General features: G+C 39.4%; 14 protein-coding genes. 5 read left to right on the forward strand and 9 right to left on the reverse strand.

Going from position 1 to position 16,821, the window contains the following annotated elements; translation table 11 throughout:
* Nucleotides 1-114 precede the first annotated feature (114 nt).
* Together ACMUMK_RS03390 and ccoG are read right to left on the reverse strand one after the other, a co-directional pair.
* Complete coding sequence (locus ACMUMK_RS03390; protein ID WP_414699713.1) at nucleotides 115-1,080, reverse strand: serine/threonine protein kinase; 966 nt, start codon at nucleotides 1,078-1,080, stop codon at nucleotides 115-117.
* Nucleotides 1,077-2,516 carry a cytochrome c oxidase accessory protein CcoG gene (gene ccoG, locus ACMUMK_RS03395; RefSeq protein WP_414699714.1) on the reverse strand — a complete coding sequence of 480 codons (1,440 nt, stop codon included), beginning with the start codon at nucleotides 2,514-2,516 and terminating at the stop codon, nucleotides 1,077-1,079. The genes ACMUMK_RS03390 and ccoG overlap by 4 nt, the downstream gene beginning before the upstream one ends.
* Before the next feature lie 256 nt (nucleotides 2,517-2,772).
* Here ccoG and ACMUMK_RS03400 point away from each other — a divergent pair, with 256 nt between their 5' ends.
* Together ACMUMK_RS03400 and ACMUMK_RS03405 are read left to right on the forward strand one after the other, a co-directional pair.
* Entirely contained in the window at nucleotides 2,773-3,135 is a 363-nt protein-coding gene (locus ACMUMK_RS03400; RefSeq protein ID WP_414699715.1) for a hypothetical protein, read from the forward strand.
* A 70-nt stretch (nucleotides 3,136-3,205) separates the two neighbouring features.
* On the forward strand, nucleotides 3,206-3,763 hold the full coding sequence (locus ACMUMK_RS03405) for a DUF3016 domain-containing protein (protein ID WP_414699716.1): 558 nt from the start codon (nucleotides 3,206-3,208) through the stop codon (nucleotides 3,761-3,763).
* Here ACMUMK_RS03405 and ACMUMK_RS03410 read toward each other — a convergent pair.
* From ACMUMK_RS03410 to pepA, 5 genes are read right to left on the reverse strand one after another with little or no spacing between them, the layout of a single operon-like run.
* Nucleotides 3,760-5,364: a diguanylate cyclase gene (locus ACMUMK_RS03410; protein WP_414699717.1), complete on the reverse strand. Its 1,605-nt coding sequence runs from the start codon at nucleotides 5,362-5,364 to the stop codon at nucleotides 3,760-3,762. The two genes, ACMUMK_RS03405 and ACMUMK_RS03410, sit on opposite strands and share 4 nt — an antisense overlap.
* Nucleotides 5,361-6,905 (reverse strand): bifunctional metallophosphatase/5'-nucleotidase, encoded by a 1,545-nt coding sequence (locus tag ACMUMK_RS03415; RefSeq protein WP_414699718.1) that lies wholly within the window; start codon nucleotides 6,903-6,905, stop codon nucleotides 5,361-5,363. The genes ACMUMK_RS03410 and ACMUMK_RS03415 overlap by 4 nt, the downstream gene beginning before the upstream one ends.
* 57 nt (nucleotides 6,906-6,962) lie before the next feature.
* A complete protein-coding gene (locus tag ACMUMK_RS03420) occupies nucleotides 6,963-9,815 on the reverse strand; it encodes a valine--tRNA ligase (protein WP_414699719.1) in 2,853 nt (950 codons plus the stop codon).
* Nucleotides 9,808-10,275 (reverse strand): DNA polymerase III subunit chi, encoded by a 468-nt coding sequence (locus tag ACMUMK_RS03425; RefSeq protein WP_414699720.1) that lies wholly within the window; start codon nucleotides 10,273-10,275, stop codon nucleotides 9,808-9,810. Before ACMUMK_RS03425 ends, ACMUMK_RS03420 begins: the two co-directional genes overlap by 8 nt.
* Nucleotides 10,276-10,303: 28 nt before the next feature.
* Nucleotides 10,304-11,809 carry a leucyl aminopeptidase gene (gene pepA, locus ACMUMK_RS03430; protein WP_414699721.1) on the reverse strand — a complete coding sequence of 502 codons (1,506 nt, stop codon included), beginning with the start codon at nucleotides 11,807-11,809 and terminating at the stop codon, nucleotides 10,304-10,306.
* Between the two features lie 263 nt (nucleotides 11,810-12,072).
* On the opposite strand from pepA, the gene lptF reads away from it, so the two are divergent.
* A complete protein-coding gene (gene lptF, locus ACMUMK_RS03435; protein WP_414699722.1) occupies nucleotides 12,073-13,182 on the forward strand; it encodes an LPS export ABC transporter permease LptF in 1,110 nt (369 codons plus the stop codon).
* The gene (lptG, locus tag ACMUMK_RS03440) at nucleotides 13,175-14,239 is read left to right on the forward strand and encodes an LPS export ABC transporter permease LptG (protein ID WP_414699723.1); all 1,065 of its coding nucleotides are present in this window, start codon (nucleotides 13,175-13,177) and stop codon (nucleotides 14,237-14,239) included. The genes lptF and lptG overlap by 8 nt, the downstream gene beginning before the upstream one ends.
* A 70-nt stretch (nucleotides 14,240-14,309) precedes the next feature.
* Here lptG and ACMUMK_RS03445 read toward each other — a convergent pair whose 3' ends face one another.
* Complete coding sequence (locus tag ACMUMK_RS03445) at nucleotides 14,310-14,768, reverse strand: RDD family protein (RefSeq protein WP_414700321.1); 459 nt, start codon at nucleotides 14,766-14,768, stop codon at nucleotides 14,310-14,312.
* Between the two features lie 373 nt (nucleotides 14,769-15,141).
* Here ACMUMK_RS03445 and ACMUMK_RS03450 point away from each other — a divergent pair, with 373 nt between their 5' ends.
* Entirely contained in the window at nucleotides 15,142-15,954 is an 813-nt protein-coding gene (locus tag ACMUMK_RS03450) for an SDR family NAD(P)-dependent oxidoreductase (protein ID WP_414699724.1), read from the forward strand.
* A 134-nt stretch (nucleotides 15,955-16,088) separates the two neighbouring features.
* Here ACMUMK_RS03450 and ACMUMK_RS03455 read toward each other — a convergent pair whose 3' ends face one another.
* Nucleotides 16,089-16,820, reverse strand: coding sequence for a FadR/GntR family transcriptional regulator (locus ACMUMK_RS03455; protein ID WP_414699725.1), 732 nt, complete (start codon nucleotides 16,818-16,820; stop codon nucleotides 16,089-16,091).
* Between the last annotated feature and the right edge of the window lies 1 nt (nucleotide 16,821).

Below are 16,821 nucleotides of genomic sequence, written 5' to 3' on the forward strand. Positions count from 1 at the left end.
GCTTTGATGTTAAGCTGTTGTTTTTAATGGAATAAATTTTATGTTAGGTTTTTTTTCTAACAAAGAAAGGATGAGAAAAGTGTCTGGCATTATACTAAAGTATTAGTTTTGTTCTTACAGAATAAGTGCTGGCTCTTGTAAGATTGATAGTTGCTCTTTCAAAGCCAAAATTTGTTGTTCCCAATATCTACCCTCGGCAAACCATGGAAAAGCTTGGGGGAAAGCAGGGTCATTCCATCTATTGCTGAGCCAAGCCATATAATGGACCATGCGCATAGCACGTAAAGGTTCAATTAGAGATAGTTGAGCTCTGTCAAAGTCACAAAACTCCTCGTAAGCCTCTACTAGTGTGTCTAATTGGATAAACTGCTGCTGTCTATCTCCTGATAACATCATCCATAAATCTTGGATTGCAGGCCCAGTTCGGCAGTCATCTAAGTCCACAAATGTAGGACCATCTCGCCATAAAATATTACCTGCGTGGCAGTCTCCATGGAGCCGAATGTGCGTACTATCGTTATAGCATTTTTGTGTTAGCTCTATGACTTGTTCGAGTATAGTAAAAAAAGCTTGATGTAAATCTTGTGGGATCAGGGTTGTTTGCTTTAATTCTTTTGCGGGGATTTCTAGGTGGGATTGAATGCTGATAGCAGGCCTATGCTTAAATGTTTTACTTTTTGCAACACTGTGCATACGGCCAATAAAGCGTCCCATCCATTCTAATTGATCTAGGTTGTCTGCTTCAAATTGCCGTCCACCTGCAGAAGGAAACACAGCAAAAAGGTAACCTTGATAAAAATGCAAACTTTGTCCACAGATAACTAAAGGGGCGACAATAGGAATTTCATGACTAGCCAACTCAGCGGCAAAATCATGCTCTTCTTGTATTTGTTGTTTAGTCCAACGTTGTGGCCGGTAGAACTTCACCACATAGCGCTTTCTATCTTCGGCTAGAAATTGATAGACCCTATTCTCATAGCTATTTAAGGCAAGTAAACCAGACTCTACTCGAATGTCGGTAGACTCTATGGCATCTAAAATAAGGTCTGGATTTAATCCAGAGAAATCAAATGTACTCATAAGTCTGGGTACAAAAATTTGCTTACTTCTTCTGCATGAATTACTTCGTCAGAATTTATTGTAGCGTCTACTTCAAAATGGAACTCAGTTACCGTTTTTGTAAGGTATTTAGGGTTGATGGCGATACTAATGGGTAAGTTAAACAATTCGCCTCCAGCTACTGTCGCGTCAAGTGTGCCTATTATCGTGTGCTCTGGGAGCCCAGATACAGACACTCGGTACTGTTGAGCATCTTGAGATTTATTGAGAATTTTAATTGTAAATATGTTTTCTATCATACCATTGCCTGTTTCTCTATAGAGAGGAGTACGGTCTTTTATAATATCGATTTCTAGAGGAGACCGTGTGGCAATCTCAAAAACCAGTAGTCCAGACATTAACAGTAAAACTAGGGCATACCCAATCAATTTAGGACGAAATATTTTAGTGACACCTCCAGCAAGCTGGGTTTCTGAAGTGAAACTAATCAGTCCTTTAGGATAGTTCATCTTCTCCATTACCCCATTACAGGCATCTACACAGGCACCACAGTTAATGCATTCGTATTGTAATCCGTTACGTATGTCTATTCCTGTGGGGCAAACCTGAACGCATAAGTTGCAATCAATACAATCTCCTAAGCCTTTTTCTTGATTTTGCTCTCTCGTTGCTTTTCGTCCACGAGGCCCTCTATGCTCTCCTCGCGTTGCGTCATAGCCTACGGTGAAGGTGTCTTTATCGAACATGGCAGATTGAAAACGAGCATAAGGACATATGTGAGTACACATTATTTCTCGCATCCAGCCAGCATTTCCGTATGTACACAGTGCGAAAAACAACACGCAAGCTGTAGCCCAAAAGCTGCCTGAAAAGGTGAAGAAATCAACAAACAAACTATCAATAGGGGTAAAGTACCCAACGAATATGAGAGCGGTAAATAGCGCAATGGTTAGCCATGCGATATGTTTTAAGGTTTTACGCCATATTTTATCGAAATCCCAGGCTCGTTGATCAAGCTTAATACGCTTATTTCGACTGCCTTCTATAGCTTCTTCAAACCATATATAGATAAAAGTCCAGGTGGTTTGTGGACACATAAAGCCACACCATACTCTTCCAGCAAAGGTGGTGACAAAAAATAGTGCAAATGCGGCAACGATTAAAATCCAAGCTAGGAGAGTTAAATCTTGTGGCCAAAGGGTAAGGCCAAAAATATTGAACCTCTGGGCACCAATATCTAATAATATAGCTTGATGTCCCTGATACTGGATCCAAGGGAAAATTGCGAAAATACCTAAGAAGAATAATCCAAAAAAACGTCGAAAATTTTCTAATGCGCCTTTAACAGCTCTTACGTATATGCGACTGCGTGGTGTATAGCTATTATCATGTGTATTTTTATCGGGTTGGTGAACTTTAACTGGTGAGATATTTTTAACGGGAATTCGCTCACTCATTTGTGGATCCTTAGAAAATATAAATACAAAAGCGCGAAGGCAATTTTAGATGTAAGTATACCAGTATCTGGATGACCCTGCTTGACACCCGTCAGGAATTTTAAATTAAGTAATAATCTCAAATTGATATAAAGCGAATAATTTCAGTTGTTTTTGAAGGCATAAGTTCATGTGTTTATTGGTTATTTACCTCTTGTGTGATGTCGGTTTAATTTAATGGTATATTTGTTTTTTATCTGATTTTGGTGTTAGCGTAATGTTTCGATGGTTTGTAACTGCATTTGGAATATTGGCGGTGGTGGTAATTCTACGCACGCCTTTTGTGCAATTTTGGATTGCTGATATTCAAACAAAATTAGCAGACTGGATGCTAGAGATTTCTTTGGTTGTAGAGAGGCAACAATTAGAAAGCTTTAGGGAAGAGATAAAGCCCCACACAGAAAATTTGCGGGAATACCAAAAACAATATTTATTCGATATAAGTGAAAATATGGCTGCATTACGAAACTTTAATCGTAATTATTGTCAAAACAATGACAAAAACCCATATATTTACGGGGCAACTCGACAATACATATGCGGTGAAATTGTTCGCACTGGTATCTTAGATAGCAATTGATTTTAAGTTGAGCTATTTAAAATAGGTGCCTATTACATTCCTAATAACATTCTAGTGGGGAGAGTTAATAATGAAACTTTTAGTAGCATTTTGTGCGTGTTTAACACTATCGCTTTTAGGTACTCAAGTTACAGCGGCGACTCAAGTTGAAGTTCAATGGCAAAACCCAGAAGATTTTAGAGATGTTCAATCAAGCTCTGGGTCGAGAAAGCGCTTTGAAGCATCTACCTTTAAAAACCTTGATGAGTATCTACAAGAGTTGAGTCGTAAGCTACCCGAAGGAAGTAGGCTTGTAATGACAGTGACAGACTTAGATTTAGCCGGGCAAGTATTTCCAGCGTCATTTGTAGGTTTGGGAAGTGGCGGTTCGGATATTAGGGTTATTAAAGCTGTAGATATTCCAAGAATGAATTTTAACTATCAGCTAATGTCGAGTTCGGGAGAACTTATTCAAGAATCAGACGTTGAATTGAAAGATATGTCTTTCCTCAATAATGCAAATCATCATTTTAGAAATGAGCCTTTGCGGTATGAGAAAAACATGTTGAAGCGTTGGTTTGATAAAGAGTTTAGCCAACAAATATCTCGTAACTTAGTAGAGACTGATACTTCTAGCTCAGCTGGTTAACCATATATTTTATACGTGTTTTTTCCTGATTTTTTTGCATCGTAAAGCGCTGTATCAGCACGTTTAATTATAGACTCAGTAGTAAGTAGGCAAGTGGGCGTAGACGTTTCTATGCCTATACTCAAGGTTACTCGATCTGCTATTTCACTATATTCATGAGGTATATTGGCACCAGTTATCTGGGTGATTATTTCAGCTGCAATTTTCTGGGCTCCATTGGTGTCTGTGTTTACCAGTACACAAATAAACTCTTCTCCTCCATATCTAGCGACAAAGTCACAGTCCCTTTGAAGTGTATTGCTTATGATTGTAGATACATCTTGGAGACACTTATCTCCGGCGGCGTGTCCGTAGTTATCGTTAAATCGTTTAAAGTTGTCTATATCCATAAGCAAAATGGAGACGCAGTACTTTTCTCTTTTCGATAACTCTAAGTCCCGCTTAAGTCTAATGTCTAGGGCGCGGCGATTTGCTATACCTGTTAAGCCATCAGACATGGAAAGGTGCTCAAGTTTTTGTTTTTGTAACTCTATGGTTTTTGTAAACTCTTGGAAGGTTTTTGCTAAGTCAGTGATCTCGTCATTGCCTGTTAATTCAGTATTACTGTGTTTGCCTAGGGCTTTGTTACGAACAATTTGGTTGAATACACTGATTCTATTTAACACCCTTTTTTGAAACATAAAAAAGGTAATAAGTAGAAATATAACTCCCCCTATTAACACAAGCCTAATTAGTTGAGTTTGTTGTTTCATTTCGACAACAGAAGAAGATACTTGCTTGGTGATCCTTTTACTTGTTTTATCTGCTACAAAACCTAGCTGTGTTACGTAGTCTTTAATCAAGCTTTGTACGAAATTCGCTCTGCCAATGGTGCGGCCAGATAGCCGTAGTGACTTTATTTTTAATTCTTCTAGGCCATGTGTCCCAAAAAGTATTGTTTTTAACTTGTTAGTTAGTTGCTGTTTCTTACCGTCAACTTTTTCGCTTTCTATTAGGTTAAGCTGCTGTTTTAACTTGTTAAATAAGTACCTTACTTGCTGCAGTCTATTCTCGTTTAAAGCATTACCGACATTCACTACCGCTTGCGACATGATTAAACTCCATATATCGGAAGTTTCTGCCTGAACAAGGATAGCCTGATTATTAAGCTGATATACCTGGTCTCTCAGAATAGCTATGCTGTCTCTGGCTTTTTGGCGCTCATCTATGAGAATTGAAAGTTCATTGATTTCTAAAGTAATAGTGTTTAGTTGCGTATATAAATACTCATCTCCAAAAATTTCCTTCGCCGCTTTACGAGTATTTAATAGGTTAGTTTGAAGTCTAGTGGTTGCTAAGCGTTTAGCTGCAATAGAAGATGACTGTGAAAGTATTTCTATGGATTCTGAAAGTGATGCTGCTTGAGTGTAGAGTTGATTTATCTCAATTATTTGAGGCAAAGATTCATCTGAGACATTTGTTAACACAGACTCAAAACTTAATATGCGTGAAAATGTAAAATAGCTTAGTAAAATGAACACTAATATGATGCTAATGAACCCAACACTAAATACAGTGACTAATGAAATTCTAGGGGCATTTTTTGCCGATGTGACAATCATTGTTTATCCTGCACTATTCTATTTTCAACACTAGGCGAGATGTATTGCATGTGTTGTATTGTACGCGTAACTATATCTGATATTAGTGGGGATTTATGTGCATTATTGTTTTGATTTGCATTATGCATAAACACATCATACCCATCCCCACCTTTAGCTAAATAGTTAGAGATGGCAAGACTATACGTCTTAGTAGCAACAAGAGGTTCTTGATTAACTAATATTGATACTACTCTATTGTAGGGTGGTTTTTCTAACGTATAAGTAAAGGATAACCCTGACACTTGCAGGAAGCGCCCTTTAATTTGATCAAGCTCACTGACGCTGTGCTCTAAGGCTTCTTTTAACTGTGCTCCTGTAATATTGATTTTAGTTACAGTATTTCTGAAAGGAATTTCAGTAATGATATCTCGACGAGTAATTGGTGAACCTTTTGTGTAACGTCTGTCGCCTCTAATATCTCCTGCATTAATTAGAGCAATTTCAGTGTTCATGTAGCTTTTTATGGAGTCTGCTACAAGGTTACCGAAGGCTATTTCTTGGGTTCTTACTAGGCTTCTGGACGTATCTATTTGCGTACCCCAAACACCTATTTGTTGATTCAATAATCTGTTTAGTCTTTGGTTATATTCATCAATTAACTGTGAAGTAGCTTGATCTCTGGCTAAAGTAGAGCGGTTTAATTTTGGGATATCAATGGTTAGGTTTTTATCACTTGAGTGTGCATCCCAACGAATTTTAAGGGCGATAAATGGTGCGTTAGTGGCAATGGCATATACATTTTGAGGAGGCTCAGTTTGCTTGTTTTGTTCTGCCGTTGGAAGAACTCTTAAGGCAAAATCAATTTGCTTTTCGGATATTAAAGTATGGTAATAATCTCTATCCTTGGCGTAAGTTAATATGATGAGATCAACTTTACGTTGCTTTAAATAGGCAATTTGCTGTTGGATGATTTCCTTAGGCTCTAATACCTGTATTCTGCTAAGTAAATATTCTTCAACTACCTCTTCATCTAGAACTGAAATAAAGCCTACTTTTATATCCTCTTTCTCGGCGATATAAATTGAAGACACCCCTTCTAAGTTTTTTTGGCTTGCTGGGTCGTAAATATTACTACTAACTATAGGAAAGGCTGCTTCGTAGGAGCGAAGTATAAGTTCATCTTCAGAATAACTAAACTCTCGTTTAGTTAAGGTCATTAAGTCTGGCTCTAAAGTGTTGAGGATATCAATTATATGCGTACCTTTATCTAAGCTTGATAAAGGACTAGGCCCTAAACTGCCACCTGCAAACGCAAATATTGTAGGGGAATTTTCGGCTCTGTTTGCTTTTAGTAGGCTAGCAAGCTTGGAATAAGTACCAAAGGTACTCGTTCCAATATCAGGCATATTTCCAGCGTAAATTAATGTTAATTGCTTTTCGTTGGCCGAGGCTATAGAAAGCAAAATATTTATAATTAAAAAGCTTGTGATAGTAATAAGCTTTAAGTTTTGTACCAACTTTATTGCTATCGCAAAGCTATCCTTATTGCGCTGGAACATACCTGTTTTACCTACCAGTTAAATCTTTATATGATGAATCACCTCAGTGTAGATTCATTATAATGATTCTATTGTGTTTCGTTGCTCCTTTAACTTATCTATTTGCATACTAAAGTCCGCTAATTTAGCCTTTTCTTTTTCTATAACCGCTGGCGGTGCGTTGCTTACAAACTTATCGTTATTGAGCTTGCCGCTTGTTCTGGCGCAATCCTTTTCTAACTTATCTAAAGCTTTAGCAATACGTGTTAACTCCGCATCTTTATCGATTAGTCCCGCCATGGGGATCATGATCTCAAGAGCACCTAATAAAGAAGTAGCGCAAGCTGGTGTTTCTTCATCTTTTTGAATAGGAGTAATTGCATCGAGTTTGGCGATGGACTGCAAAAAGATATTATTTTCCTTGAGACGACGAATATCTTCATCAGATGCATTGCGTATCATTACCGAAAGAGGTTTGCTTGGTGCTATGTCCATTTCACCTCGAATGGTTCTGATTGCAACAACAAACCCTTTGACCCACTCCAAATCTGCCATGGCTACTGCGTCGACCTTAGATTCGTCATACTCAGGATAAGCTTGGTTCATTATGGTTGCACTATGACAATTAGCTAAAACTGAGACATTTTGCCAAATAGTCTCAGTAATAAACGGCATAATGGGGTGCATAAGTTTTAGTAGTGACTCTAAAACAACTATCAAGGTATGACGGGTACCACGTTGTTGTTCATCAGTCCCTTTTTGTAATACTGGCTTGGTTAATTCGATGTACCAACCACAGAACTGATCCCAAGTGAATTCGTAGATTATTTTTGCTGCAATATCAAAGCGGTATGTATCCATAGCTTCGCGATAAGCTTTAATCGTATGTTGATACTGACCCATTATCCATTTGTCAGCCAAAGATAATGTCATGGCAGCATCTGCTGTAAATCCACAGTCGTGCTCTTCAGTGTTCATTAACACAAAGTTACTGGCGTTCCATAACTTATTGCAAAAGTTTCGGTAACCTTCCAGGCGCTTCATATCCCAATTGATGTCGCGGCCAGTTGAGGCCAGTGCTGCTAATGTAAAACGCAGTGCATCTGTACCGTGTTGCTCAATACCATCTGGGAATTGTTTAGAGGTTTGCTTTTTGATTTTTTCAGCCATTTTAGGCTGCATCATATTTCCGGTACGTTTTTCCAGTAACTTGTCTAATGAAATACCATCGATCATGTCCAAAGGATCGATTACATTTCCTTTAGATTTAGACATCTTATTACCTTCATCGTCACGGATAAGGCCTGTGACATAGACGGTTTTAAACGGAACTTGAGGTTTACCATTTTCGTCTTTAATGAAATGCATGGTCATCATTATCATTCTGGCTACCCAGAAAAATATGATATCGAACCCTGTTACTAGTACATCAGTGGGGTGAAAGGTTTTGAGGTCTTCGGTGTTTTCTGGCCAACCTAAGGTAGAAAATGTCCACAGAGCAGACGAGAACCAAGTATCTAGTACGTCATCATCTTGTTTTAAAATAACGTCGGCAGACAAATTGTTGTCTGCCCGAACTTGTGCCTCATCGCGACCCACATAGACTTTACCCTGTTCGTCGTACCATGCTGGTATTCTGTGTCCCCACCATAGTTGACGAGATATACACCAATCTTGAATGTCGTTCATCCACGAAAAGTACATATTTTCGTATTGTTTAGGGACAAATTGGATATCACCATTGGTAACCGCGTCTGTGGCAACTTTCGCTAAGGGAGCTGCACGAACATACCATTGATCTGTCAGCATAGGCTCAATAACCACACCGCCTCTATCACCGTAAGGTACGGTTAGATCATGGTCTTTTATTTCATCTAATAAGCCAATTTCTTCGAATTTAGCGACTACAGCTTTACGAGCTGCGAATCTTTCTAATCCTTGAAAAGCTTCTGGTAAGGCAGTACTTAACACATCACTGGCTTCACCATTGGTATCAAAGACTTCTGCTTCTTTACGTATTTCTCCGGTGAAGGTTAAAATGTTAACCATAGGAAGCTGGTGTCTTTTTCCTACTTCGTAATCATTAAAGTCGTGAGCTGGAGTGATTTTTACGCAGCCCGTTCCTTTTTCTATATCTGCATGCTCGTCACCTACTATGGGAATGCGACGATTTACTAATGGCAGTTCTATATATTTCCCAATGAGATCTTTGTATCTAGGATCTTCAGGGTTCACTGCAACCCCAGTGTCTCCTAATACTGTCTCTGGTCGAGTTGTGGCAACAACCAAGTAGTCTTTGCCATCTAAGGTTTTTACGCCATCTGCTAATGGGTATCTGAAGTGCCACATGTGGCCTTTCTTATCTTTGTTTTCTACTTCTAAGTCTGAGATGGCTGTATGTAATTTAGGATCCCAATTAACAAGCCTCTTACCTCGATAGATTAGGTCTTCGGAATACAACTGCACAAATACTTCTTGTACTGCATTGGATAAGCCAGCGTCCATGGTAAAACGCTCTCTATCCCAGTCTACAGATGTCCCTAAGCGTCGCATTTGGTTGGTGATTGTGTTACCAGACTCAGCTTTCCAATCCCATATTTTTTCGATAAAAGCTTCGCGCCCCATTTCTTTGCGAGTAGGCTGATTTTCAGCGGCTAATTTACGCTCAACAACCATTTGAGTTGCGATGCCAGCATGGTCTGTACCCACTTGCCATAAGGTATTGTTACCGCACATACGTTTGTAACGGGTCAAGGAGTCCATAATGGTTTGTTGAAACGCATGCCCCATATGTAGACTACCAGTCACATTAGGCGGCGGGATCATGATGCAATAAGGGTCGCCTTCACCAGACGGTTTAAATTGACCGCTGTCCTCCCATTTTTTATAAATTTCTTGTTCTACATTATGGGGATTAAAGGTTTTATCCATGGTTTTGTGTCTCATTTATGCTTGAGGCAGGTAATGTGTCGAGTTGATTACCCGCTGCTCTATATTGTTTATAACGTTCTCTGGCCTGGGCTTTTAGAGCCTCTAGTGCTGGCACAAAGTCAATGACTTGTCTGAATTTTTGGTGAAAGTCGGGTACTGTATTTGATAAATTTATAAGTACAGGACGGTTGAATTGTTTTGGTGTTTGCCAACAAATTTCTACTGGCGCTCCACCTACAGGGCCTTCTCCTGCAAGGTTATGTGGTACAAAAGCTTCATTTGGCAGTTGCCATAGTAATTCGTCAAAACTCTCAGCTTGGGCTTGATCTTGGCAATACACAATACACTTTTGCTTTTGTCTATAACTTCTGGTCGCTAACGAACAAGCCAGCGCAAAATGCGCTGGCTGCTGAAGCTTCTCTTGGGTTTCATCAAGTAGATAAAACATAACGTTAGACATTTATTAGGGCCTTAATTGAATGTTAGGGCTAGTCTTCGGTCTCTACGCCGGCTCGATTCATTAAAAATTGTGACAACATAGGCACGGGTCTACCTGTTGAGCCTTTGTTTTTGCCTCCAACCCAAGCTGTTCCTGCAATATCCATATGTGCCCAGTTATACTTGCGAGTAAAGCGAGATAAGAAACATGCTGCTGTGATAGTACCTGCTGGTCTGCCGCCCAGGTTAGCCATATCGGCAAATGGGCTTTCAATTTGTTCTTGGTATTCGTCCCACAAGGGTAATCGCCAAGCTTTGTCACCACTTTGCTCTGAAGCGTTGATTAGCTCATGGGCTAAAGGGTTATGATTACTCATGACCCCAGTGGCATGTTTACCAAGTGCAACTACACAGGCGCCAGTTAAGGTGGCTACATCGATTACCAGTTCAGGGTCAAAGCGTTCAACATAGGTCAAAGCATCGCATAGTACTAAACGACCTTCAGCATCAGTATTTAGTACTTCGACTGTTTGCCCAGACATAGTGGTTAATATATCGCCTGGTCGGTAAGCATTGGCATCTGGCATGTTTTCACATCCAGCTAGGACACCAACTATATTAATAGGCAGGTTCAATTCACAGATAGTATGCATAGCGCCAAGGACACCTGCAGCTCCGCCCATGTCATACTTCATCTCATCCATGGCTTCACCTGGCTTGATAGAAATTCCACCTGAATCAAAGGTTAAGCCTTTACCAACTAGAACAATGGGCGCTTGGTCTGCTGGGCCCCCTTTGTGCTCCATTATGGTCATAATAGATTCGTTAACTGAGCCTCGGCCGACTGCTAGATAGCTATGCATACCTAGGTCATCCATTTGCTTTTCATTCACTGAACTGACAGCTAGGTTTGGATATACAGCAGCAAATTGTTCTGCTTGAGTTAACAAGTATGCGGGATTACAAATATTAGGCGGCATATTGGCGACATCTTTAGCCGTTTTTGAACCTGCAGCTACAGCTAAGCCATGAGCTAATGCTCGTTCACCTATTGAAAGTTCACGGCGAGTAGGGACGTTAAACACTATTTTACGAAGAGGGCGACGTAACTCACCTTTTTTAGTTTTAAGTTGTAGAAATGTGTATAGAGAATCTTGAGTGGCTTCTACTGCCTGACGTACTTTCCAGTAAGTATCGCGGCCTTTAACATGTAATTCAGTCAGAAAGCTAACGGCTTCCATTGAACCTGTTTCATTCAGCTTCTTAACCGTTCTAGAGATAATTTGCTTATATTGACGTTCGTCTAGCTCTCGCTCTTTACCACAGCCAACTAATAATACTCTCTCACTTAGAATATTTGGGACATGGTGAAGTAGCAACATTTGACCGGCTTGGCCTTCTAAATCACCTCGTCTTAATAGGTTACTGATGTAACCTTCACTGATATTATCAAGTTGTTCCGCTACTGACGTTAAACGTCTTGGCTCAAACACTCCAACCACAATACAAGCACTACGCTGCTTTTCTGGACTGCCACTTTTAACACTAAATTCCACTGTCATTCCTTATTGCATAATTTGATTGAGCCACATCACCTTTTATTATTTATCTTTCCTAAACTTATAATAAAAATACGTCAGGATTGGGTAATGTAGTGATATTATTGTAAAATCAATGTCAGCCATACATAATCTGCAAAGATTGTCTTGGCTTAGGGCCTTAAAAATAGGCACTTCATAAATTAAACTTGTGAAAACGTTAAGTCTACTTAAAATTTCGCATAGTGCCACTAAAAATACTACTTTTCTATGGATGTATTGTGCTGATTTTCCGTTATTTAGTTAAAGAAACTTTAAAGTCTCAAGCTGCTGTTTTTCTATTGCTTATGGCAATATTTATTACGCAAAAGTTTGTGAAAGTGTTAGCTGATGCTTCAGATGGTGAGATCCCAGCTGGACTAGTTTTGGGCTTTTTAGCGCTAAGTACCCCAGTGTTAGCTTCACTTATTTTACCTTTGAGTCTATTTTTGGGCATTATGTTGGCACACGGCAGGCTATACGTAGATAGCGAAATGAGTGTAATGCGAGCTTGCGGCATAAGTGAATGGTACATAACACGGGTGATGCTGGTATTGGCAATTGTGATGTCAATTGTGACAGCCTTTTTTACTCTGTGGCTCACTCCCTATTCGGTAGAAAGTCAGTATCAATTAGAAGATGAAGTAGGCGCTAAAAGTGGCCTAACAAGTCTTATTTCTGGAAGGTTTCAACAAACTGCCAATCAACAAGCTGTTGTTTTTGTGCATGATATTGATGGTAGTGATGAGCCTTTGAAAAGGATCTTTTTAGCACAACGAGATAGTAATTCAGACCTTGAAAATGTGCGCATTGTTTACGCCAAAACTGGAGGCGTTAAAGAAGAGTTGGATGGCTCCGAAAAATTAATTTTAAAGCAAGGTAAACAGTATGAAGGTGAAATTGGTCAACAAGACTACCGAGTAGTTGAATTCGATGAATATCAGATTCAAATTGCTGAACAGCAAGCTGAAAAGAAAAGACGAAAATTAAGTGCCTATAAAACCATTGATCTGATTAAAGATCCATCGCTAGATGCCATTTCTGAATTACATTGGCGGATAGCCATTCCTCTTTCTCTACCTTTTTTAGTGCTAATTGCCGTACCTTTGAGTGCAGCTAATCCTAGACAAGGGAGGTTTGGAAAGATGTTTCCCGCATTAATGTTATATCTTGGGTATTTTTTAATGTTGATGGCTGGTCGTAAGGCATTAGAAGAGGGGACTATTCCACAGCAACTTGGACTTTGGTGGGTTCACGGTATCTTATTGTGCATAGGGTGGATTTTGCTCGTTAAAGGTCGCCCCTTAGGAATAAAGCTAAGAGCTGGGTTTAAAGGTAGTTCAAATGTTTAAAATTTTAGATTTATATATAGCCAGAACACTCCTCGCTACCACAGGTATGAGTTTAAGTGTGCTGGTTGGTTTGAGTGCACTAATTAAGTTTATTGAGCAAATGCGCCAAGTAGGTAAAGGCAGCTATGATATGACAGTGGCTGGTATTTACGTATTGTTAAGTCTGCCGAGGGAAATTGAGCAATTTTTTCCTATGGCTACCTTAATTGGTGGGCTTATAGGTATGGGGATCTTAGCGAGTAATAGTGAATTAGTGGTTATGCAATCCTCAGGGCAAAGTCGATGGAATATCGTTAATTCGGCCATGAAGTCTGCACTTTTAATGGTGTTGTTTGTTATGTCTATTGGAGAGTGGGTGGCTCCCATTACAGAAACAAAAGCAAAAGAAATCCGTACTCAAGCAATATCTGGTGGTAGTTTGTTTGCCTCTGACAGAACGACGTGGGCAAAAGATGGAGAAAATTTTGTCAGCATAGACCAAGTACTTAACCGAAATACCTTAATAGATATTAAGATTTATGAGTTCGATGACAGCTTGGTATTGAAACAAATCACAAGTGCCAAGAAAGCTACCTACACAGACCAACACTGGAAGCTGGAGAATGTCCAGTATACCCATTTAGAAGAGCAAAAAATTCGCTACACTGAACAACAATTAGGTATATGGGATTCTACTTTAACTCCTGACAAATTAAGTGTGGTCACTGTCAAGCCTGAAGCTTTATCCATTCAAGGCTTGGTTGAATACGTAAATTATCTCGAAAGCAGCAGTCAAGATCCGAGCCGATATCAGTTAGCTTTATGGCGGAAAATACTGCAGCCTGTATCTGTGGGCGTTATGTTGTTAATGGCACTTTCATTTATATTTGGTCCATTAAGAAGCGTAACTATGGGAGCTAGGGTGATCCTTGGTGTGTTAACTGGTTTTGGCTTTTTTGTAAGTAACGAAGTATTTGGCACCCTAAGTGGTGTTTATCAGTTTCCACCTCTTATAGGTGCTGCATTACCAAGTTTAGTTTTTGCAATGTATTCAATTTACTTATTGCGCAGAACCTAAGCTTTATTTATAACACAAATATATAGCGAATTATTGTTATAGCCAGTGGCCCTTAAGGTAATTTAAGGGCTTACTCTTGGATGTTTTTCCAAGAAGCATGATGGTTCGCCTCTTTACTTAAGACTAAAATTTCTGTGTTAGTTAATCTATCTTGCAAAGATAATTTTGATTTCCTATCAAATAGTACAAGTAGGGTTCCTAAACCTCCAAAAGCACATACTAATCGCAATAAAGCTCTGCGGTAACCAAAGGGTTTATCATTGGTACTAAATAGTCTGAGTCGCCATGCCCGCATACCAATAGTTTGCCCCCCGTTTCGCCAGAACCATAGAAAGAATACGACGACCCAGATAGTTACCCAAATTTGTAATATGAGTGGATAAATTGTGGAGGTTTGCATGAAATCCATGAAATGCTCATGGCCAGCGCCATCAATTATTTTTGATTCGAATAAAGTGATTAGAAAAATTAACATGATTAGACCTGCACACATCCCAATAGCGATTGCTACCAAAAGGTCATAAATCATTGCGGCTAAACGGCGGAAAAAGCCGGCTCTTGAGTATTGAGTAGTTTCGTTTTGCACGTGTATAAAGTTATTGGTCAATTAATTGGTTTGTAAGTTTAGCAGCAATATTTTTTAAATATACGGTAAACATTAAATTGGTTATTACCAATATTGGTATTAACAATTGCAGCACTATTTAACCATGAATCTATTTTCTTGCAATTATTCAACTGTTTAGTTTGTAACATGAATATAACATTTAATGAAATGCAAGTTACTATTGGTATGACCAATGATGGTAATTGGTTGACATTTTTGATTGACATTAATGGTAGTATTGGTTACGTTTGTTAGTGGAACCTAACTGGCCTTTTTCTTCATGTGACCGTAATGCATGTCTAATGGCTCCCAGTTATGGTTAATAGAAATTTTATCTAGTGAAGATTCAGTGGAGAACATTATGACAATGAAAGGCAAAGTAGCAATCGTTGCTGGCGGCGGTAGAGATATAGGTCGTGCATGTGCAATAGAATTAGCACAACGCGGTGCAAACGTGGTAATTACTTATCACTCAAGTAAAACAACAGCTGAAAGCGCTGTAGCAGAAATCGAAGCACTTGGTTGTAAAGCACTAGCTCTTAAGGCTGACCTAACTAATCAAGAAAGTGTTGATGCTACAGTTCAAGCAACATTAGATACTTTTGGTAAAATTGATTGTCTTGTTCACGTTTCTGGTGGCTTACTAGCTCGAATTAAGATTGCTGATATGAGCATCGAGCACTGGAACAACGTATTAGACTTAAACATGACTTCTTTATTCATGATGTCTAAAGCATGTATCCCTCACTTAGCTCCTGGTAGCACAATCGTAACGTTAGCGTCTCAAGCTGGTCGTGATGGCGGCGGCGGCGGTGCTGTTGCTTATGCTAGTTCGAAAGGTGCTGTTATGACTTTCACACGTGGTCTAGCTAAAGAGTTAGGTCCAGATGTTCGTGTTAACGGTGTATGCCCAGGTATGATCAGTACTGGTTTCCACGATACTTTTACTCCAGATAATGTACGTACAATGGTTGCTGGTAACACTTGTGCGAAAAGAGAAGGTACGTCTGAAGAAGTGGCTAAATTAGTTGGTTTCTTAGCATCTGATGAGTCTTCTTACATGACTGGTAACAATATCGACATCAATGGCGGTATGCTTTTCTCTTAAGAGAACAAAAAATTAATAATAAAAGTAGAATATCAAGCTACTGTACCCTGCAAGGCCATATTATATATGGCCTTTTTTAATTCTAGCAGTTTTTGTAGTTGCTGTTTGGATGTGGCTAGTTGTTTAGTTTAAAGCTAAGATACTAAGTGATTGAGTGAATACAAGTCTCGTGTTTCACTGGTTTGCTTTCTAACTTCTTCTAGGGCTTTAGCTTCACTTGCCTCAAATAATGCATTAATCAACCTATTAAAGTGCAGGTGCATTGCAGCTCTTGCGGCTTGAGCATCTCGATTTTCTAGAGCAGTGTAGATAGCTCTATGCTCTTCAAGTCTTTTACTATCACTTTGGCTACATACCCCTTTATAGGCTTGCTTCACTGAAGCGCTGCTTTCGCGCATATTCCAAAGGTTAATAACAGAAAGGAGTATTGCTTTGTTTCTCGTGGCGGTGGATATAATAATATGGAACTCTTTATCAGCTGCTTCTGGATCTGCTCCTTGTTCCATTTCTATTAACGTGCGATTTAAGTTAACCAGTTCTTCTTCAGAAATCGTTGTGGCTGCTAATGCAGCAGCTTCACCTTCAACCAATGCTCTGGCTTGAGTTAACTCAAAAGCACTTACGTTGTGTTGAACGGCTTGCTTGGCAACATTTTCTAAAACATAAACCCCTGAACCTGTTTTTACCTCAACACGCTCTAGCACTTCTAGAGCGATGATGGCTTCCCTGATGGTAGGTCTGCTTACCTCAAAGTTTTCTGCTAATTCACGTTCTGGGGGCAGCCTACTGCCGGCTGGATATTGCCCTGAATTGATTAACGCTTCAATTTTATCGACAATGTTCCAAAATAACCGCCGGTTCTTCATT

The sequence above is a fragment of the Paraglaciecola sp. 2405UD69-4 genome (assembly GCF_047525415.1).
Lineage (GTDB): Bacteria > Pseudomonadota > Gammaproteobacteria > Enterobacterales > Alteromonadaceae > Paraglaciecola.